Origin of the sequence: Bradyrhizobium sp. BR13661, assembly GCF_029892425.1 — a bacterium.
In the GTDB taxonomy this organism is placed as follows: Bacteria; Pseudomonadota; Alphaproteobacteria; order Rhizobiales; family Xanthobacteraceae; genus Bradyrhizobium.
The window spans coordinates 156,887-180,460 of the sequence record NZ_JARXWB010000017.1; the positions used below are offsets into that span (position 1 = coordinate 156,887).

The 23,574-nt window shown below is 63.2% G+C and carries 22 protein-coding genes, 1 tRNA gene and 1 pseudogene; 12 read left to right on the forward strand and 12 right to left on the reverse strand.

Annotated elements, in window-relative coordinates:
* Nucleotides 1-36: 36 nt before the first annotated feature.
* The 9 genes from trpA to aroA form a co-directional block, all read right to left on the reverse strand.
* Complete coding sequence (gene trpA, locus M2427_RS26165) at nucleotides 37-873, reverse strand: tryptophan synthase subunit alpha (protein WP_280709701.1); 837 nt, start codon at nucleotides 871-873, stop codon at nucleotides 37-39.
* Nucleotides 870-2,087 carry a tryptophan synthase subunit beta gene (trpB, locus tag M2427_RS26170; protein ID WP_280709702.1) on the reverse strand — a complete coding sequence of 406 codons (1,218 nt, stop codon included), beginning with the start codon at nucleotides 2,085-2,087 and terminating at the stop codon, nucleotides 870-872. Before trpB ends, trpA begins: the two co-directional genes overlap by 4 nt.
* A complete protein-coding gene (locus M2427_RS26175; protein ID WP_280709703.1) occupies nucleotides 2,084-2,743 on the reverse strand; it encodes a phosphoribosylanthranilate isomerase in 660 nt (219 codons plus the stop codon). Before M2427_RS26175 ends, trpB begins: the two co-directional genes overlap by 4 nt.
* 65 nt (nucleotides 2,744-2,808) lie before the next feature.
* Nucleotides 2,809-3,201 (reverse strand): lipopolysaccharide assembly protein LapA domain-containing protein, encoded by a 393-nt coding sequence (locus M2427_RS26180; protein ID WP_280709704.1) that lies wholly within the window; start codon nucleotides 3,199-3,201, stop codon nucleotides 2,809-2,811.
* Nucleotides 3,202-3,276: 75 nt separating this feature from the next.
* Nucleotides 3,277-3,582 (reverse strand): integration host factor subunit beta, encoded by a 306-nt coding sequence (locus tag M2427_RS26185; RefSeq protein WP_007598410.1) that lies wholly within the window; start codon nucleotides 3,580-3,582, stop codon nucleotides 3,277-3,279.
* A 183-nt stretch (nucleotides 3,583-3,765) separates the two neighbouring features.
* Nucleotides 3,766-4,746, reverse strand: a complete 981-nt coding sequence (sppA, locus tag M2427_RS26190) for a signal peptide peptidase SppA (RefSeq protein ID WP_280709705.1) — start codon at nucleotides 4,744-4,746, stop codon at nucleotides 3,766-3,768.
* Between the two features lie 352 nt (nucleotides 4,747-5,098).
* Nucleotides 5,099-6,805, reverse strand: coding sequence for a 30S ribosomal protein S1 (gene rpsA / locus M2427_RS26195; RefSeq protein ID WP_280709706.1), 1,707 nt, complete (start codon nucleotides 6,803-6,805; stop codon nucleotides 5,099-5,101).
* A 268-nt stretch (nucleotides 6,806-7,073) separates the two neighbouring features.
* A complete protein-coding gene (cmk, locus tag M2427_RS26200) occupies nucleotides 7,074-7,712 on the reverse strand; it encodes a (d)CMP kinase (RefSeq protein ID WP_280709707.1) in 639 nt (212 codons plus the stop codon).
* Nucleotides 7,709-9,046: a 3-phosphoshikimate 1-carboxyvinyltransferase gene (gene aroA / locus M2427_RS26205; protein WP_280709709.1), complete on the reverse strand. Its 1,338-nt coding sequence runs from the start codon at nucleotides 9,044-9,046 to the stop codon at nucleotides 7,709-7,711. Before aroA ends, cmk begins: the two co-directional genes overlap by 4 nt.
* Nucleotides 9,047-9,205: 159 nt before the next feature.
* Between aroA and M2427_RS26210 the strand changes: the two genes are divergently transcribed.
* The 3 genes and pseudogenes from M2427_RS26210 to M2427_RS26220 all read left to right on the forward strand — a co-directional run bounded on the left by M2427_RS26210 (nucleotide 9,206) and on the right by M2427_RS26220 (nucleotide 10,120).
* Nucleotides 9,206-9,613: a TIGR02300 family protein gene (locus M2427_RS26210; RefSeq protein WP_280709710.1), complete on the forward strand. Its 408-nt coding sequence runs from the start codon at nucleotides 9,206-9,208 to the stop codon at nucleotides 9,611-9,613.
* A gap of 89 nt (nucleotides 9,614-9,702) precedes the next feature.
* Nucleotides 9,703-9,778 (forward strand) — tRNA-Ala (locus M2427_RS26215).
* A gap of 158 nt (nucleotides 9,779-9,936) precedes the next feature.
* Nucleotides 9,937-10,120 (forward strand): annotated as a pseudogene (locus tag M2427_RS26220) (GIY-YIG nuclease family protein).
* Nucleotides 10,121-10,126: 6 nt separating this feature from the next.
* Here the strand turns inward: M2427_RS26220 and M2427_RS26225 are convergent.
* A complete protein-coding gene (locus M2427_RS26225; RefSeq protein WP_280709711.1) occupies nucleotides 10,127-10,585 on the reverse strand; it encodes a MarR family transcriptional regulator in 459 nt (152 codons plus the stop codon).
* Between the two features lie 156 nt (nucleotides 10,586-10,741).
* On the opposite strand from M2427_RS26225, the gene M2427_RS26230 reads away from it, so the two are divergent.
* From M2427_RS26230 to M2427_RS26265, 8 genes are all read left to right on the forward strand, one after another.
* Nucleotides 10,742-11,167: an organic hydroperoxide resistance protein gene (locus tag M2427_RS26230; protein ID WP_280709713.1), complete on the forward strand. Its 426-nt coding sequence runs from the start codon at nucleotides 10,742-10,744 to the stop codon at nucleotides 11,165-11,167.
* 175 nt (nucleotides 11,168-11,342) lie between these two features.
* Nucleotides 11,343-12,545, forward strand: a complete 1,203-nt coding sequence (locus tag M2427_RS26235; RefSeq protein WP_280709715.1) for a CaiB/BaiF CoA-transferase family protein — start codon at nucleotides 11,343-11,345, stop codon at nucleotides 12,543-12,545.
* 216 nt (nucleotides 12,546-12,761) lie between these two features.
* Nucleotides 12,762-14,078, forward strand: a complete 1,317-nt coding sequence (gene ugpB, locus M2427_RS26240) for a sn-glycerol-3-phosphate ABC transporter substrate-binding protein UgpB (RefSeq protein WP_280709717.1) — start codon at nucleotides 12,762-12,764, stop codon at nucleotides 14,076-14,078.
* Between the two features lie 45 nt (nucleotides 14,079-14,123).
* Nucleotides 14,124-15,005, forward strand: a complete 882-nt coding sequence (gene ugpA / locus M2427_RS26245) for a sn-glycerol-3-phosphate ABC transporter permease UgpA (protein WP_280709718.1) — start codon at nucleotides 14,124-14,126, stop codon at nucleotides 15,003-15,005.
* Nucleotides 15,005-15,853: a sn-glycerol-3-phosphate ABC transporter permease UgpE gene (gene ugpE / locus M2427_RS26250; protein ID WP_280709720.1), complete on the forward strand. Its 849-nt coding sequence runs from the start codon at nucleotides 15,005-15,007 to the stop codon at nucleotides 15,851-15,853. The genes ugpA and ugpE overlap by 1 nt, the downstream gene beginning before the upstream one ends.
* A gap of 6 nt (nucleotides 15,854-15,859) precedes the next feature.
* Nucleotides 15,860-16,945 carry a sn-glycerol-3-phosphate import ATP-binding protein UgpC gene (locus M2427_RS26255; protein ID WP_280709721.1) on the forward strand — a complete coding sequence of 362 codons (1,086 nt, stop codon included), beginning with the start codon at nucleotides 15,860-15,862 and terminating at the stop codon, nucleotides 16,943-16,945.
* A gap of 234 nt (nucleotides 16,946-17,179) precedes the next feature.
* The gene (locus tag M2427_RS26260) at nucleotides 17,180-17,605 is read left to right on the forward strand and encodes an Hsp20 family protein (RefSeq protein ID WP_212328128.1); all 426 of its coding nucleotides are present in this window, start codon (nucleotides 17,180-17,182) and stop codon (nucleotides 17,603-17,605) included.
* Between the two features lie 51 nt (nucleotides 17,606-17,656).
* Nucleotides 17,657-17,929 carry a DUF1150 domain-containing protein gene (locus M2427_RS26265; protein ID WP_280709722.1) on the forward strand — a complete coding sequence of 91 codons (273 nt, stop codon included), beginning with the start codon at nucleotides 17,657-17,659 and terminating at the stop codon, nucleotides 17,927-17,929.
* A gap of 134 nt (nucleotides 17,930-18,063) precedes the next feature.
* Here M2427_RS26265 and M2427_RS26270 read toward each other — a convergent pair whose 3' ends face one another.
* Nucleotides 18,064-20,781, reverse strand: coding sequence for an EAL domain-containing protein (locus tag M2427_RS26270; protein ID WP_280709724.1), 2,718 nt, complete (start codon nucleotides 20,779-20,781; stop codon nucleotides 18,064-18,066).
* Nucleotides 20,782-21,093: 312 nt separating this feature from the next.
* On the opposite strand from M2427_RS26270, the gene M2427_RS26275 reads away from it, so the two are divergent.
* On the forward strand, nucleotides 21,094-21,819 hold the full coding sequence (locus tag M2427_RS26275) for an MgtC/SapB family protein (protein ID WP_280709726.1): 726 nt from the start codon (nucleotides 21,094-21,096) through the stop codon (nucleotides 21,817-21,819).
* Between the two features lie 41 nt (nucleotides 21,820-21,860).
* Here the strand turns inward: M2427_RS26275 and M2427_RS26280 are convergent, their stop codons facing one another.
* A complete protein-coding gene (locus tag M2427_RS26280) occupies nucleotides 21,861-23,399 on the reverse strand; it encodes a long-chain fatty acid--CoA ligase (RefSeq protein WP_280709727.1) in 1,539 nt (512 codons plus the stop codon).
* Nucleotides 23,400-23,574 lie beyond the last annotated feature (175 nt).

Here is a 23,574-nt window from a genome sequence, read left to right on the forward strand (position 1 = left end):
CCGCCCTGTCGCCCGCCCAATAAGCGGAATTATGGCCTATTCGGCCGCCTGTTTCGCAGCCCTAACGCCCTGGGCCAGGGCGGCGGTCAGCTCGGCCACCGCGTTAACGGTTTTGGCGGTCGCCCGACCTTCGGAGTCGAGGCTGTTCTTGAGCGCATCGACCAGCGCGGTGCCGACCACCGAACCATCGGCCTTCTCGGCAATGGCGCGCGCCGCCTCCGGCGTGCGGATGCCAAAGCCGACGCAGATCGGCAAGCCGGTATGCCGCTTGATGCGCGCGACGGCGTCACCGACGACATTCGCGTCGGCTGCCGCAGCACCGGTGATGCCGGCGATGGAGACGTAATAGACAAAGCCTGACGTGTTCGCGAGCACCGCAGGCAGGCGCTTGTCGTCGGTGGTCGGGGTCGCGAGGCGAATGAAGTTCAGTCCCGCCTTCAGCGCGGGAATGCAGAGCTCGTCGTCCTCCTCCGGCGGCAGATCGACGATGATCAGGCCGTCGACGCCTGATGACTTGGCATCGGCCAAGAACCTGTCGACGCCGTAAATGTAGATCGGATTGTAGTAGCCCATCAGCACCAGCGGCGTGGCATTGTCGTCCTTGCGGAAGTCGCGCACCAGCTCAAGCGTCTTCTTCAAGGTCATGCCGACCTTGAGCGCGCGCAGACCCGCCGCCTGGATCGACGGACCATCCGCCATCGGATCGGTGAAGGGAATGCCGAGCTCAATGACGTCGGAACCTGATTTCGAGAGCGCCTTGACGATCTCGAGCGACGTCGCCGGATCGGGATCGCCGGCCATCACATAGGTAACGAAGGCCGCGCGGCCCTGCTTCTTGAGCTCAGCGAAACGAGTATCGATACGCGTGGTCACTTGCTCTTGCCCTTCAGGATTTCGCCGACTTGCGGGACGTCCTTGTCGCCGCGGCCGGAGAGATTGATGACCATCAAATGATCCCTCGGCCGCTTCGGCGCGAGCTCCATCACCTTGGCGATGGCGTGCGCGGGCTCGAGCGCGGGGATGATGCCTTCGAGCCGCGTCAGCAACTGCAATGCCGCCAGCGCCTCGTCGTCGGTCGCCGACAGATAGGTCACGCGGCCGACTTCGTGCAGCCAGGAATGCTCGGGGCCGATGCCGGGATAGTCGAGGCCGGCCGAGATCGAATGCGCATCCTGGATCTGGCCGTCCTCGTTCATCAGGAGATAGGTGCGGTTGCCGTGCAGCACGCCCGGACGGCCGCCGGCGATCGAGGCCGCGTGGAGCTGCGTCAGGCCGTGGCCCGCCGCCTCGACGCCGAAGATCTCGACCGTGGGATCGTCGAGGAAGGGATGGAACAGGCCCATCGCGTTCGAGCCGCCGCCGATGCAGGCGACCAGCGAATCCGGCAGGCGTCCCTCGACCTCCTGCATCTGTGCCTTGGTCTCAATACCGATGATCGACTGGAAGTCGCGCACCAGCGTCGGATAGGGATGTGGGCCCGCCACCGTGCCGATGCAGTAGAAGGTGTTGTGCACATTGGTGACCCAATCGCGCAGCGCCTCGTTCATCGCGTCCTTCAGCGTCCGCGTGCCCGACTGCACCGGGACCACCGTTGCACCCAGCAGCTCCATGCGGAGCACATTGGGTTGCTGCCGCTCGACATCGACCGCGCCCATGTAGACGACGCATTCGAGCCCGAAGCGCGCACACAGCGTCGCGGTGGCGACGCCGTGCTGGCCGGCGCCAGTCTCGGCGATGATGCGCTTCTTGCCCATGCGCCGCGCCAGCATGATCTGCCCGAGCACATTGTTCACCTTGTGCGAGCCGGTGTGGTTGAGCTCTTCGCGCTTGAGGTAGATCTTGGCGCCGCCGAGATGCTCGGTGAGCCGCTCGGCGAAATAGAGCGGCGAGGGCCGGCCGACATAGGTCTTGAGATAGCCGTTCATCTCGGCCTGGAAAGCCGGATCGGCCTTGGCCGCGGTGTAGGCCTTCTCCAGATCGAGGATCAGCGGCATCAAGGTTTCGGCGACGAAGCGTCCGCCAAAAATGCCGAAATGGCCGCGCTCGTCGGGGCCGCTGCGATAGGAGTTTGGTTTGGCGATGTTCATCGTACGCTCAACTCTTGGGTGGCGCGCGCGGCGCGAATGAAGGCCTTGATCAGCTCCGGGTCCTTCACGCCGGGAGCGCTCTCGACACCGGAAGACACGTCAACGCCGCCTGCACGGGTGATACGAACGGCCTCGGCGAGGTTTTGAGTGTGGAGGCCGCCCGAAACCATATACGGCAGATCGAGCTCCAGGTTTTGCAGCAGATGCCAATCAAAGGGTGCGCCGAGGCCGCCGGGCCGGGTCGCATCCTTTGGCGCACGCGCATCGAACAGGATGCGGTCGGCGACTGCGGCGTAGCCGGGCAGCACGGCAAGATCATCAGCGGTCGCGACCGACACAACCTTCATGACCGGGCGGCCGAACTTCTGCTTGATGTCGCGTAAGCGCGCGACGCTCTCCTGGCCGTGAAGCTGGAAGATATCGGGCGACAGCGCATCCATGATGTTGTCGAGCGTGGCATCGTCGGCATCGACCGTGAGCGCCACTTTGAGCGCGCGCCCTTTCACCTGCCGGCCGAGATCGCGCCCCGTCTCCAGCGAGACGTGCCGCGGCGAGGGAGGAAAGAACACGAATCCCACCATGTCGGCGCCCGCGTCGAGCGCCGTTTGAAGCGTCTCGCGCGTGGACAGGCCGCAGATTTTGACGAGCAGGGACATGGTCTCAAAGCGGATGGAGGCCGCAAGTGGCAGCCTGGAAACGGGTTTTCAGGTCGGGGCCGCTTCTACAACGTCGCGCGCTGCTTGTCTCGCCCGATGGGCCCGTAAAGCCCCATCCCGGAGGGAACGGGGAGGCGCTGGGCCTCGGGCTTGGCTGCAGCCGCCTGGGCCCGCAGGCCGGCCAACTCGACCTGGGCGGCCCGCGCATCCGCCTCATGCCGGCGCGCGGCGCGCCGCCAGTGCCGCTGGCCAAACCAGACGGCGCACCCGCCGACGATGACGCCCAAGGCTGCCACCAGGATCAGCAGCAGGAACAGCGGCACGTCGCGCGACAACACCGGATCCCTCGCCATGAAAGGATCGAAGGAGACGGTGACGTCATGCCGATTGGCGGCGGCGAAGATCACCAGCAACACGCCCAGCGGAATCCAGAACAGCCAGATCAGAAACTTTCGCATCGCGTGACGCTCGCCTTGAATCAAGCTTGCCGCCGCATCAAACGGCCGTTCGGCTACGCCCGGACGACAATAACCTTAGTCCGGCGCGCCAGGATCCGGATGATCGCGGTTGAGCCGCTCGCGCATTTCCTTGCCGGTCTTGAAGAACGGAACGCTCTTCTGATCGACGGGGACATGAGCGCCGGTGCGCGGATTGCGGCCGGCGCGCGCGGGGCGATGCTTGACCGAGAAGGCACCGAAACCACGCAGTTCGACGCGGTCACCGCGCGCGAGTGCTGCTACGATCTCTTCGAGAATCGCATTCACAATGTTCTCGACATCCCGCTGGTACAGATGCGGGTTGTGCTCGGCGATACGCTGAACAAGTTCGGATTTGATCATCGAGAGATAGGACCCGGAAGCGTGCGGATGACCATTTCCGTGAAAATACCGTGATCTGTCAAGACGCTAAATCAAGGTTGAGCGTCGTGAAAATACGTGACAAATGCCGAAAAAGCGGGCTGGGGAGCTACCCGCCAGACGGGAAAAAGGTCTCGGGCTCGCGTGATTCCCGCTAGTTCCCGGTCAATTCGACGCAGCCGGCTGCCACAAGGCCAGCATTCCATCCAACCCGGCGCGATCGACCGCCTGTGCCACGCCTGACTGCTCGATCTGATGCGCAATCGCGCCGAATCCAAGCGCTTCCAGCGTCACTGAGGCTGCCGTTTTGAGGAACGTCAGATCGCTGAAGCGAGGCTCGAGCTTGTAATCGCGCACGGAAAGGCCCTTCTTGACGCCCTTCTGCTCCTCCAGCCAGGTCACTGCAGTCTTCTCGTCGCCGAGCTGATCGATCAGCTTGAGGTCGATCGCCTGCCGGCCGGTGAAGACACGACCATCGACGACTTTTTCGAGCTGCGTGTCATCCATGCCACGGCGCTGCTTCACCAGATCCTTGAACCAGGCGTAGGAATCCTTCACCAGCGCATCCAGCGCGGCGCGGGCTTCCGGGCTGGTCGGCTCAAACCCGTTGGGCGCAGCCTTCAACGGCGTGGACTTTACCTCCTCGACCTTGACGCCGATGGTCTTCAAGAGCTCGGTGAAATTGGGAAACTGGAACAGTACGCCGATCGAGCCGACCAGCGAGCTCTGCTGGGCGATGATGTGATCGCTGGCGATCGCGGTGATGTAGCCGCCGGATGCCGCAAGGCCCTCGACCACGACGACCAGCGGTTTCTTCGCCTTCAGACGCGTCAAGGAATCATAGAGCTGCTCGGAGCCGGCGGTGGTGCCGCCGGGCGAGTTGATGTGAACGATCACGGCGGCGGTCTGCGAATTCTCCAGCCGCTCCAGCGCGCGCGTGCGGTCGGAATCGCTACGGATCAGGCCTTCGATCTGCACACGTGCGATTGAGCCGGCGGAGGCAAACGTGCCGCGTGCGCCGGGCGTCGCGATCAGCGCAAAGCCCGCGATCGCTGCGATCGCGATCAGCGCGGCCATCACGCGCCAGAACGTCAGCTTGCGGCGGATCCTGCGGCGATCGACGATGATGTCCGAATCGAGCGACATCGAGATATCTCCAAATGAAAGGCCGCTGGCGTTGTGCCGTCACGACGTGACCATCAGCTTGTCTGGATACATCAATTGCGGCGCAATTTGAAGAAAACAAGGCTGGTGAGGGGCGAGCAAGTCGCCACAAACTCAGTCGTCATCCCCGCGAAGGCGGGGATCCATAACCCCAAGGAGACGTCGTCGCGCGAGCTGCCAACTCCGAGTCTTCGTCAAACCTCTCCCTGGGGCTATGGATCCCGGATCTGCGCTCCGCTTCGCTGCGCTTGTCCGGGACGACAGTGGAGAATGCGGCAACAAAAAAGCCCCGGCTCGCGCCGGGGCTTTGATGTCAGCAAAACCTGCGTTTCGCTTACTTGCTGTCGCGGTTCTTGAGCGCGGTGCCCAGGATGTCGCCGAGCGTCGCACCCGAATCCGAGGAGCCGTACTGCGCGATGGCTTCCTTCTCTTCGGCGACTTCGAGCGCCTTGATCGACACCTGGACCTTGCGGGCCTTCTTGTCGAACTGGATCACGCGGGCATCGACCTTCTCGCCGACGGCGAAGCGTTCGGCACGCTGGTCGTTGCGGTCACGCGCGAGCTCCGAGCGCTTGATGAAGGTCGAGAAGTCGGTCCCGGTGATCTTCACCTCGATGCCGCTTTCCTTCACTTCGAGCACTTCGCAGGTCACGACCGCGCCCTTCTTGACGTCGCCCGGCTCGGCGAAGGGGTCGCCTTCGAGCTGCTTGATGCCGAGCGAGATACGCTCCTTCTCGACGTCCACATCGAGCACCACGGCCTTCACCACGTCGCCCTTCTTGTAGTTGTCGATCACCTGCTCGCCCGGAAGCTTCCAGTCGAGGTCGGACAGATGGACCATGCCGTCGACGTCGCCTTCGAGGCCCAGGAACAGACCGAACTCGGTCTTGTTCTTGACTTCGCCCTCGACCGTCGAACCGGTCGGGTGACCTTCGACGAAGACCTCCCACGGGTTGCGCATGGTCTGCTTGAGGCCGAGCGAGATACGGCGCTTGACGGAATCGACTTCCAGCACCTGCACGTCGACTTCCTGCGAGGTCGACACGATCTTGCCGGGGTGCATGTTCTTCTTGGTCCACGACATCTCGGAAACGTGGATCAGGCCTTCGATGCCCGGCTCGAGCTCGACGAACGCACCGTAGTCGGTGATGTTGGTGACGCGGCCGGTGAAGCGGGCACCCAGCGGGTACTTGGCTTCGATGCCCTGCCACGGATCGTCCAGCAGCTGCTTCATGCCCAGCGAGATGCGGTGCGTCTCGTGGTTGATCTTGATGATCTTGACCTTCACGGTCTGGCCGATCGAGAGCACCTCGGTCGGATGGTTGACGCGGCGCCACGCGATGTCGGTGACGTGCAGCAGGCCGTCGATGCCGCCGAGATCAACGAACGCACCGTAATCGGTGATGTTCTTGACCACGCCGTCGATGACCTGACCCTCTTCGAGGTTCTGCACCAGCTCCTGACGCTGCTCGGCGCGGGTCTCTTCGAGAACCGTGCGGCGGGAGACGACGATGTTGCCGCGGCGGCGGTCCATCTTGAGGATCTGGAACGGCTGCGCGTTGTTCATCAGCGGTGCAACGTCGCGGATCGGACGGATGTCGACCTGCGAACGCGGCAGGAAGGCAACGGCTCCGTCGAGGTCGACGGTGAAGCCGCCCTTGACCTGGTTGAAGATGACGCCCGTGACCTTCTCGTTGTTCTGGAACGCCTTCTCCAGCTTGCCCCAGCTCTCTTCGCGGCGCGCCTTGTCGCGCGACAGCACGGCTTCGCCGAGGGCGTTTTCGATGCGATCGAGGAACACTTCCACCTCGTCGCCAATCTTGATCTCGCTGTCACGGCCGGGGCCGGAAAATTCGCGCAGCGCAACGCGGCCTTCGGTCTTCAGGCCGACGTCGATGACGGCCATGTCCTTTTCAATTGCAACCACCTTGCCCTTGACGACCGAGCTCTCCTGCAGGTTGCCACCTGCGAAGGACTCGTCGAGCATCGCGGCGAAATCGTCGCGCGACGGGCTATAGGAATCAGCGGAAGTCGAAGCCATTTGTTCTCCAGTTGCGGAAATATTGCCGGCCGTTGGGTTCATGGGCGTGTCGCGCGCGCAGTGTCGGAAAGTCCGCAAGACCTTCGAGCGACCGCTCGTTGCTTCGGCGTGAGGCCAAAACAGCGGAAGCGGGCCGGCAGAGGCCCGCGCGTTCGATACGTGGAAATCTTTATGTCCGGAGCCTGGATCGCGTCGACCCCCAAACAGGGACCGAGAGTACCGACCTCAAAGAGCGGGAGCGGGCGCTTCCTCCAATGACGGCTGCGGCTTAACCCCGCGACCGGCCCGCTCGGACAGCCTCGATAATGTCGATGGCGGCCCGGACGCCGCCTTCTATATCCAGTTGGGAGTTATCTAGCAAGTAAGCATCAGCGGCCGGTTTTAGCGGCGCAATCGGCCTGTTCTTGTCCCGTTCGTCGCGCTGGATGATGTCGGCGAGCACCGCCGCCTCATCCGCCTGCTCGCCCCGCGCCCGCGCCTCCATGGTGCGGCGGCGGGCCCGGACCCTGGGGTCTGCCACGACGAAGATCTTCACGTCGGCATCGGGGCAGATCACGGTTCCAATGTCACGTCCGTCCAGCACCGCGCCTGGAGGATCGGCGGCGAATTGCCGCTGGAAATTAAGCAGGACCTCGCGAACCCGGGGAATCGCGGAAACGATCGAGGCGCCCTCGCCGGCGGCCTGGGTCTTCAGAGCGGGATTGCCGAACTTTTCGGGATCGAGTTCCAGCGCGGCTTGCACGGCCGCGGCCTCATCGCGGAGGTCATGGCCGGATTCCATCAGGGCGTAGGCGACCGCACGATAGATCACGCCGGTATCGAGGTGACGATAGCCGTAATGGTGAGCGAGACGCTTGCCGAGCGTGCCCTTGCCCGAAGCCGCGGGTCCATCGATGGCGATGATCATGAAAAATCGGCCCCCAGCGACCGCATCATCGGAATGAAGTCCGGGAAACTGGTGGCGATGAAGGCGGTGTCGTCGACCGTCACCGGCTGGTCGGAGGCGCAGCCCATCACCAGCGCGGACATCGCGATGCGGTGGTCCATGTGGGTGGCGACCGTGCCGCCGCCGGGGACGTGGCCGCGGCCCTCGACGATCAGGTCGTCGCCAGACACCGTGACCTTCACGCCATTGACGCGAAGCATCGCGGCGGTGGCCTCGAGCCGATCGGATTCCTTCACGCGCAGCTCTTGCAGACCGCGCATGATGGTCGTGCCCTCGGCGAAGGACGCCGCCACCGCCAGCACCAGATATTCATCGATCATCGACGGCGCGCGCTCCGGCGGCACCTCGACGCCACGCAATTTCGAGGCACGGACGCGCAGCTGCGCCATCGGCTCGCCGGCGTCGCCGCGCACTTCGCTTTCCTCGATGGAGGCGCCCATTTCACGCAGCGTCGTGAACAGGCCGGTGCGCAGCGGATTGGTCATGACGTCAGACAGAACGACATCGGAGCCTTCGACGATCAGTGCTGCGACGACCGGAAAGGCCGCGGAGGACGGATCGGCGGGTACGATGACAGTCGCACCATGCAGCTCGGGCTGGCCGACCAGCGTGATGCGGCGGCCGTGAGCGCCCTCGGCGACCGAGGTGATGTCGGCGCCAAAATGCTTCAGCATCAGCTCGGTGTGGTCGCGGCTGGCCTCGCTCTCGATCACGGTCGTGGTACCCGGCGCGGCCAGACCCGCCAGCAGCACCGCCGATTTGATCTGGGCCGAAGCGACCGGGGTCTTGTAGGTGATCGGCAGCGGATCGCGCGCGCCCTGGACGGTCAGCGGCAGGCGGCCACCCTCGCCGCCGGACACGACCTTGGCGCCCATTTTTTCCAGTGGATCGAGGATCCGGCGCATCGGGCGGCTGCGCAGCGACGCATCGCCGTCGAACACCGCCGAGATCGGGCAGCCGGCGACGGCGCCCATGACCAGCCGGCAGCCGGTACCGGAATTGCCGAAATCCAGCGCCGCCTTGGGCTGGGCAAAGCCGCCGACGCCCACGCCCTGGACCTTCCAGGCGAAATCGCCGGTGCGTTCGACCCTGGCGCCGAGGGCCTGCATGGATCTGGCGGTGTTGAGGACGTCCTCGCCTTCGAGAAGGCCCGTAATCCGGGTCTCGCCGACCGCGAGCGCGCCTAGGATCAGGGCGCGGTGGGAGATCGACTTGTCCCCGGGCACCCGTACTTTTCCGGTCAGGGGACCGCTCGAGCGCGACTTCAACGGTGTCGGCTTGTCGGAATGGGTCAAGATTGTGTCCTTGGATAGGCCCGATCAGGCTGCGGGCAGGTACCACAAGGTCTCCCCGCCGTCACGAGCATGTCTTTCTCTCGTAATGCGCTATTGACAGCGGGCCGCCAACTAGCCAAGTGAAACACCGCTTTTCAGACATCCCAGGATTCCTCTGCCGTGGCCAAGTCCGAACTCGGAACCAAACGTATTTGCCCGACCACGGGCAAGAAGTTCTACGACCTCAACAAGAATCCGGTGATCTCGCCCTATACCGGCGAGGTTGTGCCGATCGCACCGATCGCACCGGCCCGCGTGCCTCGCGGCGCCGAAGCCCGTCACGCGGCTGCCGCGGACACCACGCCGGAGCCGGCCGAGGTCGAAGAGGTCTCGCTCGAGGAGGCCGATGCCGAGGAGAACACCGGCAAGGTCAAGGCCGTCGTCCCCGAATCCGAGGACGATATCGAGGTCGACGAGACCCTCGACGACGACGATGACGATGATTCGACCTTCATTCCCGACGAAGAAGAGGGCGATGAGGACGTGACCGACATCATTGGTGATGTCGGAGGTGATGAAGAGACTTGAGATCAGTCCTGATCTGTGAAAAAGGGTGCACCGCGCGAGTCGGAAGGCTCGCCGGTCGGGAGTGATCCCCCAGGATCATCCCTAGTTAAGGGGCCATAGCTCAGCTGGGAGAGCGCTTGCATGGCATGCAAGAGGTCGGCGGTTCGATCCCGCCTGGCTCCACCAGCCTTCGCTCGCTTCGCGAGCTACGGCTCGGCAAGCCTGGGGAAGTCCCTCGTAGCGAAGTGAGCGAAGGCTGCCGCGGCGTAGCCCTAAGGGCGAAGCCGAGCTTCAGCAGATCGAAAACAAAGGTAAGCTCCTCCTCGACAACTGGGGAGTGTGCCGTGAAGTACGTCTACATCCTCGAGAGCCTAGATTCCCTGCACTTCTATGTTGGGATCACCGACGATCTGCGGGCCATGGCGGCTCAAGACTTACATTGCGTTTAGCGACGAAAGGCAGGCCTTCGCATTTGAGAAGTACTTGAAGTCAGCGTCCGGCCGCGCCTTCACCAAGAAGCGCCTCTAGCGCCCCCTACTCCCCAATCACCGCATTCAACCTATCCCTTAACGCGACGATCTCGTCCTTCATTGCGACCAGCTCGGCCACCGAGCAATCCGACGCCGCCAGGATCGACTGCGGCACGCTGCGAGCTTTCTCCTTCAGCGCGTGGCCCTGCGGCGTCAGCGCGATCAGCACCTGGCGCTCGTCCTCGCTGCTTCGCGTCCGCTTGACGAGATGCGCGGCTTCGAGCCGCTTCAGCAATGGTGTCAGCGTGCCTGAATCGAGGAACAGCTTCTCGCCGATGTCCTTCACCGGCACATCATCGCGCTCCCACAGCACCAGCATCACCAGATATTGCGGATAGGTCAGCCCGAGCCGGTCGAGCAGCGGCTTGTAGACGCGGTTGAAGGCATGCGCGGCCGAATAGACTGCGAAGCAGATCTGGTTGTCGAGGCGCTGCGGATCGAGAGTCGATAGCTTTCGGGCCATAGAGAATCTCACGGGACTTCCTCCCATTCTGGGGCCAGGGAGCGACGCATTCAATTGCGAACAATTAAATGTGAGGCATCGAAATTTCAATTGCGCACAATCTAATTGTTTGCGATACAGGTGTCGCCCCAAACCGAAGACCCCGAGGAGACGAAAATGTCCGTGAACGTTCTCTACAAGACCAGCGCAAAAGCCACCGGTGGCCGCGACGGCCATGCTGCAACCCTCGATGGCGCGCTCGACGTCAAGCTCACCACGCCGAAGGAGCTCGGCGGTGGCGGCGGCGCCGGCAACAATCCGGAGCAGCTGTTTGCTGCCGGCTATGCCGCCTGCTTCATCGGTGCGATGAAGTTCGTGTCCTCGCAGGGCGGCCCGAAGGTTCCGGCCGACGCCTCGGTGACCTCGACCGTCGGCATCGGCCCGCGCTCGGCCGGCGGCTTCGGCCTCGACATCGATCTGGCCGTCTCGCTGCCGGGCCTTGCCCGTGCGGACGCCGAGGCGCTGGTCGAGAAGGCACATCAAGTGTGCCCGTATTCCAACGCGACGCGCGGCAATGTCGATGTTCGCCTGACGGTCGTCTGATCGAACGGCGAATTGGCTGGCCCGGGATCCCCCTCGGGCCGGCCGCTTCCCGTCGATTTGCCATGCGGCGGGATTGTGCTGCGGAGGCGCATGCGGCCCTACGCAGCAAGCCATTGCTGGGGCGCGCGAACCTCGCTAGGCCTGTGATCAAAGTTCGACACAGGGAAGCGAAGGCATGACTGAAGCCGTTTTGGGCGCAATGAGCGGGCTGCGCGTCATCGATCTCACGCGCGTGCTCGGCGGTCCCTACTGCACCCAGATCCTCGCCGACCATGGCGCCGACGTCATCAAGGTCGAGCCGCCGGCAGGCGACGAAGTGCGCGACTGGGGCCCTCCCTTCCACGACGACGACGCGGCCTATTTCATCGGCATCAACCGCAACAAGCGCTCGATCGGCCTCGACCTCGCCTCCGAGGGCGGACGTGTCGTGCTGCTGAAGATGCTGGAGTCGGCCGACGTCCTGATCGAGAATTTCAAGCCGGGCACGCTGGAGAAATGGGGCATCGGCAACGATGTGCTCAGCAAGAAATTTCCGCGTCTCGTGCATTGCCGGATCTGCGGCTTCGGTGCCGACGGTCCGCGCGGCGGCAATCCCGGCTATGACGCCATCATCCAGGCCATGACCGGCATGATCGCGGCAACCGGCTCGGTCGAGAGCGGGCCGATGCGGATCGGCGTGCCGCTGGTCGACATCACGACCGGACTCTACGCCGCGATCGGCATCCTGATGGCGCTCTCCGAGCGGCAGCGTTCGGGCAAGGGCCAGTTCCTGGAGACGACGCTGTACGAAACCGGCCTTGCCATCATGCATCCGCACACCGCGAACTACTTCATGCATGGCAAGCCGCCGGGCCTCACCGGCAACGAGCATCCGAACCTCGTGCCGTACGCGATCTTCCCGACCAAGACCGACAACATCTTCATCGGCGTCGGCAATGACGGCACCTTCCGCAAGCTCGCCAAGGAGATCGGCAAGCCCGAGCTCGGTACCGATCCGCGCTTTGCCCGCAACAAGGACCGCATCGCCAATCGCGAGGCGTTGCGCGCCGAGCTTGCCGCGGTGTTCAGCCAGCACGAGGCCGAGCCGCTGTGCAATCGCCTGCTCGCGGCAGGCCTGCCCGCAGGCCCCGTGCAGAAGATCGACCAGGCGCTGACCAATCCGCACACCATCGCCCGCGGCGATGTCATCGAGAAGGACTGGTACAAGGGCGTGGCCTCGCCGATCCGGCTCGATCGCAGCAAGCCGAGCCTGCGCCGCCTGCCGCCGAAATTCAGCCAGCACTCCCAGGAGGTGCTGGGCGAGTTCGGCTACTCAAAGGCGGAAATCGACGCGATGGTCGCGACGGGCGTGGTCTGCGGGCCCGAGCGCAAGCGCTAGGATCCAGCCTCCTCACGCGGCAAATGCCGCAGTGCGGCGCGGGCATGCATGTGCAGCGCGAACGTAGGAGGGTGCCCAGCGCGCCTTCGCCTATTTAACGACTTCCCTTTTGGCGGCGCTTGCTGCTTTCGTTTCGGCCGCTTACACAGTCATGTGAACGTCATATGGCGCTGCTAGCGCAAGCGCTTCTTTATTGACGGCTGAGGGAGGTTCTTGATGGCTCTTCGATTCTTTGGGGCGGCTGCGGCTGTTGCAGTTGCGGTCGGCATGACGGCTTCGCCGGCGCTGGCCGTGACTGAAATCCAGTGGTGGCACGCGATGACGGGCGCGAACAACGACGTCATCGTCAAGCTCGCCACCGACTTCAATGCGTCGCAGAGCGATTACAAGGTCGTCCCGACCTATAAGGGCAGCTATCCCGACACCATGAACGCCGGCATCGCGGCCTTCCGCGCCGGCAACGCGCCGCACATCATGCAGGTGTTCGAAGTCGGCACCGCGACCATGATGGCCGCGACAGGCGCCGTGAAGCCCGTCTACAAGCTGATGGCCGACGCCGGCGAGAAGTTCGATCCGAAGAACTATCTGTCCGCGATCACCGGCTACTACTCGACCTCGAAGGGCGAGATGCTGTCGTTCCCCTTCAACTCGTCGTCGACCGTCATGTGGGTCAATCTCGACGAGCTGAAGAAGGTCAACGCCGAGATCCCGAAGACCTGGCCCGACGTGTTCGAGGTCGCCAAGAAGCTCCACGACAACGGTCATCCGACCTGCGGCTTCTCCGGCTCCTGGGTCACCTGGGTCAATCTCGAGCAGCTCTCCGCCTGGCACAACGTGCCGCTCTCGACCAAGGCCAACGGCCTCGACGGCTTCGACACCGTGCTCGAGTTCAACGGACCGCTCCAGGTCAAGCATCTCGAGAAGCTGGTCGAGCTGCAGAAGGACAAGATCTACGACTACGCCGGCCGCACCAACCAGGGCGAAGGTCGCTTCACCTCGGGCGAATGCGCGATCTACCTGACCTCGTCGGCCTTCTTCGGCAACGTCAAGGCGCAGGCCAAGTTCAACTTCAACGCCGTGCCGATGCCGTACTATCCCGACGTCAAGGGCGCGCCGCAGAACTCGATCATCGGCGGTGCCTCGCTCTGGGTCATGGGCGGCAAGTCTGCCGACGAGTACAAGGGCGTCGCGAAATTCCTGACCTTCCTCTCCGACACCGATCGTCAGGTCTACATCCACAAGGCCTCGGGCTATCTGCCGATCACCAAGGCCGCCTACGACAAGGCCAAGGCCGAGGGCTTCTACAAGGACCAGCCCTATCTCGAGACCCCGCTGCTCGAGCTGACCAACAAGGAGCCGACCGAGAACTCGCGCGGTCTGCGCCTCGGCAACATGGTTCAGCTGCGTGACGTCTGGTCGGAAGAGATCGAGCAGGCGCTGGCCGGCAAGAAGACCGCCAAGCAGGCGCTGGATACGGCCGTCGAGCGCAGCAACACCATGCTGCGCCAGTTCGAAAAGACCGCCGTGAAATAAGGCGAAGGCGCCGGCAGGCCGCGCGGCCTGCCGGCGCCGCCCATCATGCAAAAGCAAGCGATTTTCCAATCAAAGCTGTTGCCGTACTTGCTGGTTGCTCCGCAGCTGGCAGTGGTTCTGATTTTCTTCTACTGGCCTGCCCTGCAGGCGGTGATCCAGTCGTTCCTGCTGCAGGACGCCTTCGGTCTCTCCTCGAACTTCGTCTGGTTCGATAATTACATCGAGCTGTTCAAGGACCCCGCTTATTTCGAATCGATCGTCCGAACCTTCGGCTTCTCGTTTGCGATCGCCGTCTCGTCGCTGTCCTTCGCGCTGCTGCTCGCCGTGATGGCGGACAAGCCGCTGCGCGGCTCGATGCTCTACCGCACGCTGCTGATCTGGCCCTATGCGGTCGCGCCGCCCGTGGTCGGCGTCCTCTGGATCTTCATGCTGCATCCCTCGCTCGGCGTGCTGGCGCGATATCTGCGCGCCGCCGGCATCGACTGGAATCCGCTGCTCGACAGCAACCAGGCCGCGACGCTGATCATCCTCGCCGCCGCCTGGAAGCAGATCTCCTACAATTTCCTGTTCTTCCTCGCCGGCCTGCAGGCGATTCCAAAGAGCGTGTTTGAGGCCGCCGCGATCGACGGCGCGCGCCCGATGCGCAGGTTCTGGACCGTGACCTTCCCGCTGCTGTCGCCCACCATCTTCTTCCTGCTGGTCGTCAACATCGTCTACGCCTTCTTCGACACGTTCGGCATCATCGACACCATGACCCGCGGCGGCCCCGGCACCTCAACGGTGACGCTGGTCTACAAGGTCTATACCGACGGCCTGCTCGGCGGAAACCTCGGCAGCTCCGCGGCGCAATCGGTGATCCTGATGATCCTCGTCATCGTGCTGACGGGAATCCAGTTCCGCTTCGTCGAACGCAAGGTGACCTACTGATGGTCGAGCAAGAGGGCTTCCGGCGCTACGTCGCTCACATCATCCTCTGGATCGGGATCGCGATCGTCGCATTCCCGGTCTACATCGCCATCGTCGCCTCAACCCAGGACAACGCGCTGATCGCCAACGGCCAGATGTCGCTGTTGCCCGGCGGCCATTTCTTCGAGGTCTACTACCAGACCATCTTCGTCGGCACGAGCGGCTCGACCCGCGAGCCCGTCGGCAACATGATGCTCAATTCGCTGGTGATGGCGCTGGCGATCGCGATCGGCAAGATCGCGATCTCGATCATCTCGGCCTATGCGATCGTGTATTTCCGCTTTCCGTTCCGGATGGCGATCTTCTGGATCATCTTCATCACCCTGATGCTGCCGGTCGAGGTGCGCATCTATCCGACCTACAAGATCGTCGCCGATTTGCACATGCTCGACAGCTATGCGGGCCTCGCGCTACCGCTGATCGCCTCGGCCACCGCGACGCTGCTGTTCCGCCAGTTCTTCATGACCGTGCCGGATGAGTTGCTGGAGGCCTCGCGCATCGACGGCGCCGGTCCCTTGCGCTTCTTCTGGGATACGCTGCTGCCGCTGTCGCGCACCAACATGGCGGCGCTGTTCGTGATCCTCTTCATCCTCGGCTGGAATCAATATCTCTGGCCGCTCCTGATCACCACGCGCGACGACATGCAGACGATCCAGGTCGGCATCCGCAAGATGATCACCACCACCGACGCGCTGACCGAATGGCCGGTCGTGATGGCGACCGCCGTGCTGGCCATGCTGCCGCCGGTGTTCGTGGTCGTCGCCATGCAGAAATTGTTCGTGCGCGGCCTGGTCGAGACGGAGAAGTAGACAAAAATGGCCAACGTCACCCTGCGCAACGTCCGCAAGACCTATACCGGCGGCTTCGAGGCCATCAAGGGCGTCAACGTCGATGTCGGCGACGGCCAGTTCTGCGTGCTGGTCGGCCCCTCCGGCTGCGGCAAGTCGACGCTGCTCCGCATGGTCGCCGGGCTCGAGACCGTCACCGGCGGCGAGATCGACATCGGCGGCAAGGTCGTCAACCAGATCGAGCCCGCCGATCGCGACATCGCGATGGTGTTCCAGAACTACGCGCTCTATCCGCATATGAGCGTGTTCAACAACATGGCCTACGGGCTGCGCAACCGCGGCATGAAGGAGGCCGAGGTCAAGTCTCGCGTCGAGGAAGCCGCGCGCGTGCTTGAGCTCACGTCGATGCTGGAGCGCAAGCCGCGCCAGCTCTCCGGCGGCCAGCGTCAGCGCGTCGCCATGGGCCGCGCCATCGTGCGCCAGCCGAAAGTATTTTTGTTCGACGAGCCGCTGTCGAACCTGGATGCAAAACTGCGCATCTCGATGCGCGTCGAGATCCGCAAATTGCAGCGCCGGCTCAACGTCACCTCGATCTACGTCACCCACGACCAGCTCGAGGCGATGACGCTCGCCGACATCCTCGTCGTGATGAACGGCGGCCAGGTCGAGCAGGTTGGCAATCCGCTGGCGATCTACGAGAAGCCGGCGACGACCTTCGTCGCTTCCTTCATCGGCGCGCCGCCGATGAATTTGATGTCGACGCGCGCGGACGAGATCAAGTCGCAGCTCGGTGGCGCCGCAGGCGAAGCCGGCATCCTCGGCATCCGCCCGGAGGACTTTGTCATCACCGACCAGACGCCGACGGGCGGCGTCGCGTTGGCGCTGACGGTCGAAGCCATCGAGCGCGTCGGCGCGGAGACTTTCGTCTACGGCTCGCGCACACCGGACGAACAGCGCGTCGCCGCCAACCCGGGCGAGCTGCCACCGGGTGAGATCATCGTCCGCATCCCCGGAACCGAGGCTCCGGCGATTGGCGCGAAAATCCGCGTCGCGGCGGTCCGCAACAAGCTGCATCTCTTTAGCGGCGACGGGCGGACGCGGATCGAGGCCTGACCTGTTCCGCCTCACATCGCGAAAACAACCCCATGCACAGTAGACGGGACGCTGTTTTCATTGGGATAAATCGGTTCGAAAAATTCACCATCGCGGCAACGCCTCAAGCAGTGAATCCACAGCCCTCCGCTACGTCCTTGAACCCACACGGGGATATGCCCATATTGCTGACCAAGGGGTGCCGCCAAGGGCCCTGAAATGCCAAAGTCGCTTTCCGCGAGGACTTTGTAAACTATGTCTCGTGTTCCCACGCTTTCCAGTCCGTTCCTTCTGGGCTTCGACGAAATCGAGCGCGTGCTCGATCGCGTCGTCAAAGGTGCCGACGGCTACCCTCCCTACAATATCGAGAGGTGCGGCCAGGCGGACAACCAGCCCGAGCGCTTGCGCATCACGCTGGCGGTCGCCGGCTTCACCCGCGACCAACTCGATGTAACCATTGAGGAAAACCAGCTCGTGATTCGCGGGCGGCAGCAGGACGACAAGACCCGGCAGTACATCCATCGCGGCATCGCCGCGCGCCACTTCCAGCGCACCTTCGTGCTGGCGGAGGGAATGCTGGTGCTGGGTGCGGATCTGAAGAACGGGTTGTTGTCGATCGACCTGGCCCGGCCAGAACCGGAGAGGATCGTTAAGACAATCGCTATCAATGAGCACGAATAATGGAACGAGTAGCGGACTCGACCGCTTAGTTTCTGTGAAGGAGTCGAGACCATGAGTGAAGGTCACGTTGTATTCGAACACGAAGCCAGGAACGCCTCGCCCGAGACGCTGGCGAATCTCGGCGAAGGCCACATCGCCTATGTGAAGCAGATCCGCTCCGAGGATGTGCCCGGCCTGTTCCCCGAAGCCCCGAAAATTGCGCCCGGCCTCAAGCTGTTCGTACTCCACGCCGCCGACGGCACGCCGATCATGCTGACCGACAGCCGCGAAGCCGCTGTCGCGAATGCCTGGAGCAACGAGCTGCAAGCGGTGAGCGTGCACTAAGGCGCGCGCGTCGCACGAAGAGAGATTTGGCGGGCATGCCTTCGCAGGAAGGCGTGCCCGTTTTCATTTTGGTGCGATGACGTTTTGGTAGGGCAGCCGATCCGAGAGCGCCGTCAGTCCGGCACGCATCGACCTCAGGCGACAGCTGCGCTCTCGGTCGGTTTGGCGAGCAGCTTCCGGATATCGGCCGACGGTCTGGCGGCACTGAAGAGATAGCCTTGCATTTCGGTGCAGCCGAGTTCACGCAAGAGACCCCGTTGTCCTTCCGTTTCGACGCCTTCCGCCGTCGTTATGATGTTGCGGGCGGCGGCGATGCCAACCACCGCCTGCACGATGGAGGACGATCCCTCGGATCCGACCATGTCCCTCACGAATGAGCGGTCGATCTTGATCTTGTCGAAGGGGAAACGCTGTAGGTAACTCAGCGAGGAATAGCCCGTACCAAAATCGTCCAAAGCGATACGTACCCCGATGGATCGCAGCTGCTGCAGGATGGCAAGGGCGGCGGTGTCATCATGAATGAGAACGGCCTCGGTGACTTCAAGCTCAAGTCTGCCGGCCGAAAGGCCCGATGCTGCAAGGGCGGCGGCGACCTTGAGCGGAAACGTTGGATTCCTGAATTGAACCGGCGAGACATTGACGGCAACCTTCGTGCCGCTGGGCCAGAAGGTGGCCTCGGCGCAGGCTGTGGCCAGAACCCATTCGCCAAGTTGGTTGATGAGGCCGGTCTCTTCGGCGACAGGAATGAAGTCGACGGGCGAAATCATGCCGCGATCCGGATGGCGCCAGCGCAGCAGCGCCTCGCAGCCCGTGACCGCACCGTCGCGCAGCCGAACGAGCGGCTGGTAGTGAACCTCAAATCCGCCTTCCGCAAACCCCCTCTCCGTGCTGATCTGGCGTAGCTCCACCTCCATGAGACGCCGGGCCCTCGCGCGCCTATCCATTTCCGGTGCGAAGAAGCGATAGATTCCGCGGCCATCGTTCTTGGCCTGATACATCGCCAGGTCGGCATTCTTGAGCAGCTGATCCAGATCGAAGCTGTCTTGCGGCGCCATCGCAATGCCGATGCTGGCGTCGATCGATATCTGATGACCCAGACAGTCGTGGGGACTGCGTATGGCAGCCTGGATGCGGGTTACGGACTCTACGGCTTCCGCGGCATCGCCGACGACGGTTTGGACAATAGCAAACTCGTCTCCGCCCAGCCGTGCGATGAAACTGCTCCCGCCCACGCTTGCTCGCAGCTGCGCAGCGACCGCTTTGAGGAGTTCGTCGCCAACCGCATGCCCGAGCGAGTCATTGACGCCCTTGAAGCTATCAATGTCGATCAGGAGTACCGCGAATTGGTTGCCGTGCGCGATGTCGCGGATCTCTTGTTCGAGCCGGTCGTGGAAGAGCACGCGGTTCGGCAAATCGGTCAAAGAGTCGTAATGAGCAAGGTGGGCAATGCGGTGCTCGGCCCGACGGCGCTCGGTGATGTCTTCCAGCGTGGTGACCCATCCGCCACCTGCAACCGTTCGGTAGGCAATCTCGATCGAGCGTCCATCCGTCGTTTCCGACACAATGACCTTGTTCTGCGCAGCGTTGCGCAGAACAAGTGCGCAATGATCGTCGATGTCCTCCTTCAGCGTCCCGGTCGCCTTTCGATGAGCGATGAGCTCGCGAAGGCTGCAACCTGGTCTTGCGACGTCGGGGGAGAGTCCGAACATCTCGATATATCGTTGGTTGCATACGACCAGGCGCCGGGACGAGTCGAACAGCAGTAGTCCTTGCCTCATGTTGTTGACGGCGGTGTTGAGGCGGCGCTTCTCCAATTTGTGCTGTTGCAACAGCTGGCGGACGATCAGGAACTTTGCCGTTGCGATTACGAGCGCCAATAGGGCCGCGACACCAATCAGGAAGCGCGTCTGCTGGCGCCAGTCGGCCAAGGCAGCAGACACCGATTCCGTCGCCATAACCACAATCGGAAATCCGTTCAGCGTACGAGAGGCCCCGAGCCGGTCCTGGCCCGTAATCGGACTCTTGAATTGGCTGGCTGCGTCCTTGCGCCCGGCAAGTATCGGCCCGAACATCGGCTCTGATCTAAAGTTCTGCCCGACGATCGAATGGATGCGTGGGTAGTGAGCCAGCACCGTGCCATCTTTATGGAGCAGGACGATGGCGGCGTCTTTTCCGAGCGCCAGAGAAGCGAAGAAGTCTTCGAAGCGGGCGACCTCGATACCCCTCCCAATGACCCCCATGAATTCGCCACTGCTGCTTGTCAACCTGCGGGCGAGGACAGCTGTCCAAGCGCCAGAGATGCGGCTCTGGACCAATTCGATCAGTGCGGGCGGTGAATGTGGGTCCGATTTGAAGGTCTTGAAGAAACTTCTATCGGCAATACCGACGGCGGGAACGGGCCACGCGCCGGAGGAATTGATCAGCGCTCCATCCGAATCGAACAGGTTGATATTGCCGACATAGGACAGCGCGCCGATCCGGGTCTTGAGCATGAGGTGAATGTCTGGGCTGGACATCCGGCGCACGTAGTGCTCGCCGGTATCGATCCCTCTGGCTTGCATATCGGCAATGAGGTCGTCCTCGATGACTGCCAGATCCTGGAGCTGCTGATCGAAGTGTTGGGCCAATAGCAGCACCGTGTTCTCGAGCTCGTGTTTGCTGTTATCCAGCGCGCGCTCGCGGAAATTGCTGACCATCATCGCGGTCCCGGCGATAATGGCGAGGATCAGGACGACGCTGGAAAGCACGAGCCAGCGAACTGGATCGCGTCGGAAGCCAAAGTCGCGCCGAACGGGATCGATCGCCTCGCTCTCGCGAGACTCGAACCTCCCTGACAAGGCCGCTGTTGGCATTTCCCGATGTCCCATTGGCAGAACTAGGTAAACCGCAAAGATGGAACTGCCGTTAGGAACCTTGGTTAACCCGGCGTGCGACTGTGAGGAGGCAGGTCGATTCGCATAATAAGAAACGACTTTCGATTGGCTGAAGCTCGCAAGCCGTGGTGCCGATGGTGCGGTCGGGGCTCAGTCGCCACCAGCATACCTTTGATGGTCAGGTATCGGTTGCTGAGTGCGCGCGTCTGACGACCGTAAGCAGAATTTAGCGTCCCGCTGCGCATAATGCGTTGATCGGAACAATGAGCACGCGGCGGAGCGCTTCGAGGCATGGAGCTGTTGGCGGCCTACTGGTCGAATGCCGAATTGGTGACCAATGGTATTCTGCTGCTACATCTTGTCGGCGCGGCTGCCGTCGGACTCCTGCTCGGTTATGAGCGTTCCTATCATGGTCGGGCCGCCGGCATGCGCACTTACGCGTTGGTCTGCGTTGCCTCCACCCTGCTTACGGCGATCAACGGCTTTCCCAGCCACTGGTATGGCGGCATGGCCACGACCCCGTCTGCCGCCGATCCTACCCGTGTGATCCAGGGTCTGATGACCGGCATCGGCTTCCTCGGCGCAGGCGTCATCGTCAAGGACGGATTCACCATCCGCGGGGTGTCCACGGCCGCTTCGATCTGGATGACTTCGGCCATCGGCATCATTATCGGCATTGGCTTCTATGGCGCAGCACTTTCCGCCACGGCACTTTCGTTGATGGCCATGACCCTCTTGGGCAAGATCGAGAAATGGCTGCCGCATCAGACGATGCTGCATCTGTCGATCGTATATCCGCAAGGTATGGTCCCGACCTCGGCCGAGCTGATGGAATGCATGGGCGCCTACGGATTCGAGATCATGGATTGGTCCTACGAATACCGCGAGGCGAGCCGCCAATTCCATTTCGATTTGGTGCTTCGCGCAAATGGCCCGTTTGAGACAGCGCTCATGGCGCGCGATCTCTCGAAGGCGCAGGATGTCGTCGAATTCCGCCTCGCCCCGTCGCGGGTGTAGCAAAGCGCGCTGCGGCGCATTTTTCCGGCGCCAGACGCTTGCTACTCGTCCGAGCAATTCGCCAGCCGTGCACGGATGTCCGGCTTCAGCACCTTGCCCACTTTGGAGCGCGGCAGATCGTCCCAGACTTCGATCTGCTTCGGTGTCTTGACGCTGCCGATCCGCTGCTTGACGAAGGTGGCCAAGGCGGCCGCATCGACGCTTTGGCCGGCGCGGGGCTGCACCACGGCGACGATCCGCTCGCCCCATTTCTCGTCCGGAAGGCCGATCACGGCGCAATCCTGCACCGCCTCATGCGCCCGCAGCGCGTTCTCGACCTCGATCGAGTAGACGTTGAACCCGCCTGATATGATCATGTCCTTGGCGCGATCGACGATATAGAGGTAGCCGTCGTCATCGATGTAGCCGATGTCGCCGGTGTGGTGCCAGCCATGCGCGGAGGCTTCCGCCGTGGCCTCGGGGTTCTTGTAATAGCCCTCCATCACCAGCGAGCCGCGGACCACGATCTCGCCGCGCGTGCCTGATGGCAGCAAATTGCCGTCGCCATCCATGATGCCGGCCTGCACCAGCGGACTGATCCGCCCGGCCGAGGCGAGGCGCTCCATCGCGATGGTGCCGTCGGCATTGTAATGCTCGTCGGGCGCCATCATCGAAATCATCATCGGCGCTTCAGTCTGGCCGAACAGCTGCGCCATTGGTCCGATCCGTCGCAGCGCCTCCGCGAGCCGCGTGGCCGAGATCGGCGCCGCGCCGTACCAGAAGCATTGCAGCGATTCGACGTTGGCGGAGTCGAGCCTGGGATGATCGAGCAGCATGTAGATCACGGTCGGCGGCAGAAAGGTGTGCGTGACGCGGTAGCGAGCGATCAGATCGAGGAATTCGGCGATGTCGGGGCGATGCATGATCACGATGCGGCCGCCGAGCGTCATGATCGGAAAGCACAGCACGCCGGCGGCGTGAGTCAGCGGCGCCAATGCGAGATAGACCGGGCGGCCCCTGAAGGGATAGCCCATCAGCGTCAGGGCCGTCATGGCCTCGATGTTGCGGCCGGACAGCATGACGCCCTTGGGCTTGCCGGTGGTTCCGCCGGTGCCCGGGATCATCGCGAGATCGTCCACCGGCGCGCGCTGGTAGTCGTCATCCGAAACGTTTCGCAGCCAGGTCTGGAAGGACGGCGCGAACGGCAATTCGGCATCGAGGCAGACCAGCACGCGCAGTTTCGGCAGGTCGGACCGGACCGCCTCCACCATGGCAGCGAAGCTCGAATGAAACAGCAGCGCCGCGCAGTCGAACTGGTCGAGAATGAATTTGTTCTCGGCCGCTTCGTTGCGCGGATTGATCGGGCACCAGACCGCACCGGCGCGCGAAATGCCGAACACGCAGGCAAACGCGACCGGATCATTGCCGGAGAGGATCGCAACCTTCTCGCCCGCTGCGACGCCCGATCCTGCGAGTCCGCGCGCGACGCGGTAGCTCAGCCGCTGCACGTCGCGGTAGCTGAGGTCGCGTCCATCCATGGTCAGGCACGGCGCTTCTGGGCCGAGCGAAGCGCCTTTGTCGAGGTAATCGATGAAGCGCATGGTCAATCCCTCAAAGCCGCCGGGGGGGGGGGGGGGGGGGGGGGGGGGCGCCCCCCCCCCCCCCCCGGGGGGGGGGGGGGGGGGGGGGGCCCAGGGTCCCACCGCGACGAACTGTGCCGTTGTTGATATATCACCCCACCCCGCTGGGGGTGGGCGCGCTCGACCCTCCCCTCCA

Excerpts from the sequence above, each read along its gene's own strand:
- M2427_RS26185 (WP_007598410.1), bottom strand. The coding sequence starts at position 3,582 with ATGATCAAATCCGAACTTGTTCAGCGTATCGCCGAGCACAACCCGCAT.
- M2427_RS26260 (WP_212328128.1), top strand. The coding sequence starts at position 17,180 with ATGTCTCGTGTTCCCACGCTTTCCAGTCCGTTCCTTCTGGGCTTCGAC.
- sppA (WP_280709705.1), bottom strand. The coding sequence starts at position 4,746 with ATGTCGCTCGATTCGGACATCATCGTCGATCGCCGCAGGATCCGCCGC.
- M2427_RS26265 (WP_280709722.1), top strand. The coding sequence starts at position 17,657 with ATGAGTGAAGGTCACGTTGTATTCGAACACGAAGCCAGGAACGCCTCG.
- ugpA (WP_280709718.1), top strand. The coding sequence starts at position 14,124 with ATGCAAAAGCAAGCGATTTTCCAATCAAAGCTGTTGCCGTACTTGCTG.
- M2427_RS26180 (WP_280709704.1), bottom strand. The coding sequence starts at position 3,201 with ATGCGAAAGTTTCTGATCTGGCTGTTCTGGATTCCGCTGGGCGTGTTG.
- ugpB (WP_280709717.1), top strand. The coding sequence starts at position 12,762 with ATGGCTCTTCGATTCTTTGGGGCGGCTGCGGCTGTTGCAGTTGCGGTC.
- M2427_RS26270 (WP_280709724.1), bottom strand. The coding sequence starts at position 20,781 with ATGCCAACAGCGGCCTTGTCAGGGAGGTTCGAGTCTCGCGAGAGCGAG.
- M2427_RS26230 (WP_280709713.1), top strand. The coding sequence starts at position 10,742 with ATGTCCGTGAACGTTCTCTACAAGACCAGCGCAAAAGCCACCGGTGGC.
- M2427_RS26225 (WP_280709711.1), bottom strand. The coding sequence starts at position 10,585 with ATGGCCCGAAAGCTATCGACTCTCGATCCGCAGCGCCTCGACAACCAG.
- M2427_RS26235 (WP_280709715.1), top strand. The coding sequence starts at position 11,343 with ATGACTGAAGCCGTTTTGGGCGCAATGAGCGGGCTGCGCGTCATCGAT.
- M2427_RS26255 (WP_280709721.1), top strand. The coding sequence starts at position 15,860 with ATGGCCAACGTCACCCTGCGCAACGTCCGCAAGACCTATACCGGCGGC.
- rpsA (WP_280709706.1), bottom strand. The coding sequence starts at position 6,805 with ATGGCTTCGACTTCCGCTGATTCCTATAGCCCGTCGCGCGACGATTTC.
- M2427_RS26175 (WP_280709703.1), bottom strand. The coding sequence starts at position 2,743 with ATGTCCCTGCTCGTCAAAATCTGCGGCCTGTCCACGCGCGAGACGCTT.
- M2427_RS26280 (WP_280709727.1), bottom strand. The coding sequence starts at position 23,399 with ATGCGCTTCATCGATTACCTCGACAAAGGCGCTTCGCTCGGCCCAGAA.
- cmk (WP_280709707.1), bottom strand. The coding sequence starts at position 7,712 with ATGATCATCGCCATCGATGGACCCGCGGCTTCGGGCAAGGGCACGCTC.
- trpB (WP_280709702.1), bottom strand. The coding sequence starts at position 2,087 with ATGAACATCGCCAAACCAAACTCCTATCGCAGCGGCCCCGACGAGCGC.
- M2427_RS26275 (WP_280709726.1), top strand. The coding sequence starts at position 21,094 with ATGGAGCTGTTGGCGGCCTACTGGTCGAATGCCGAATTGGTGACCAAT.
- ugpE (WP_280709720.1), top strand. The coding sequence starts at position 15,005 with ATGGTCGAGCAAGAGGGCTTCCGGCGCTACGTCGCTCACATCATCCTC.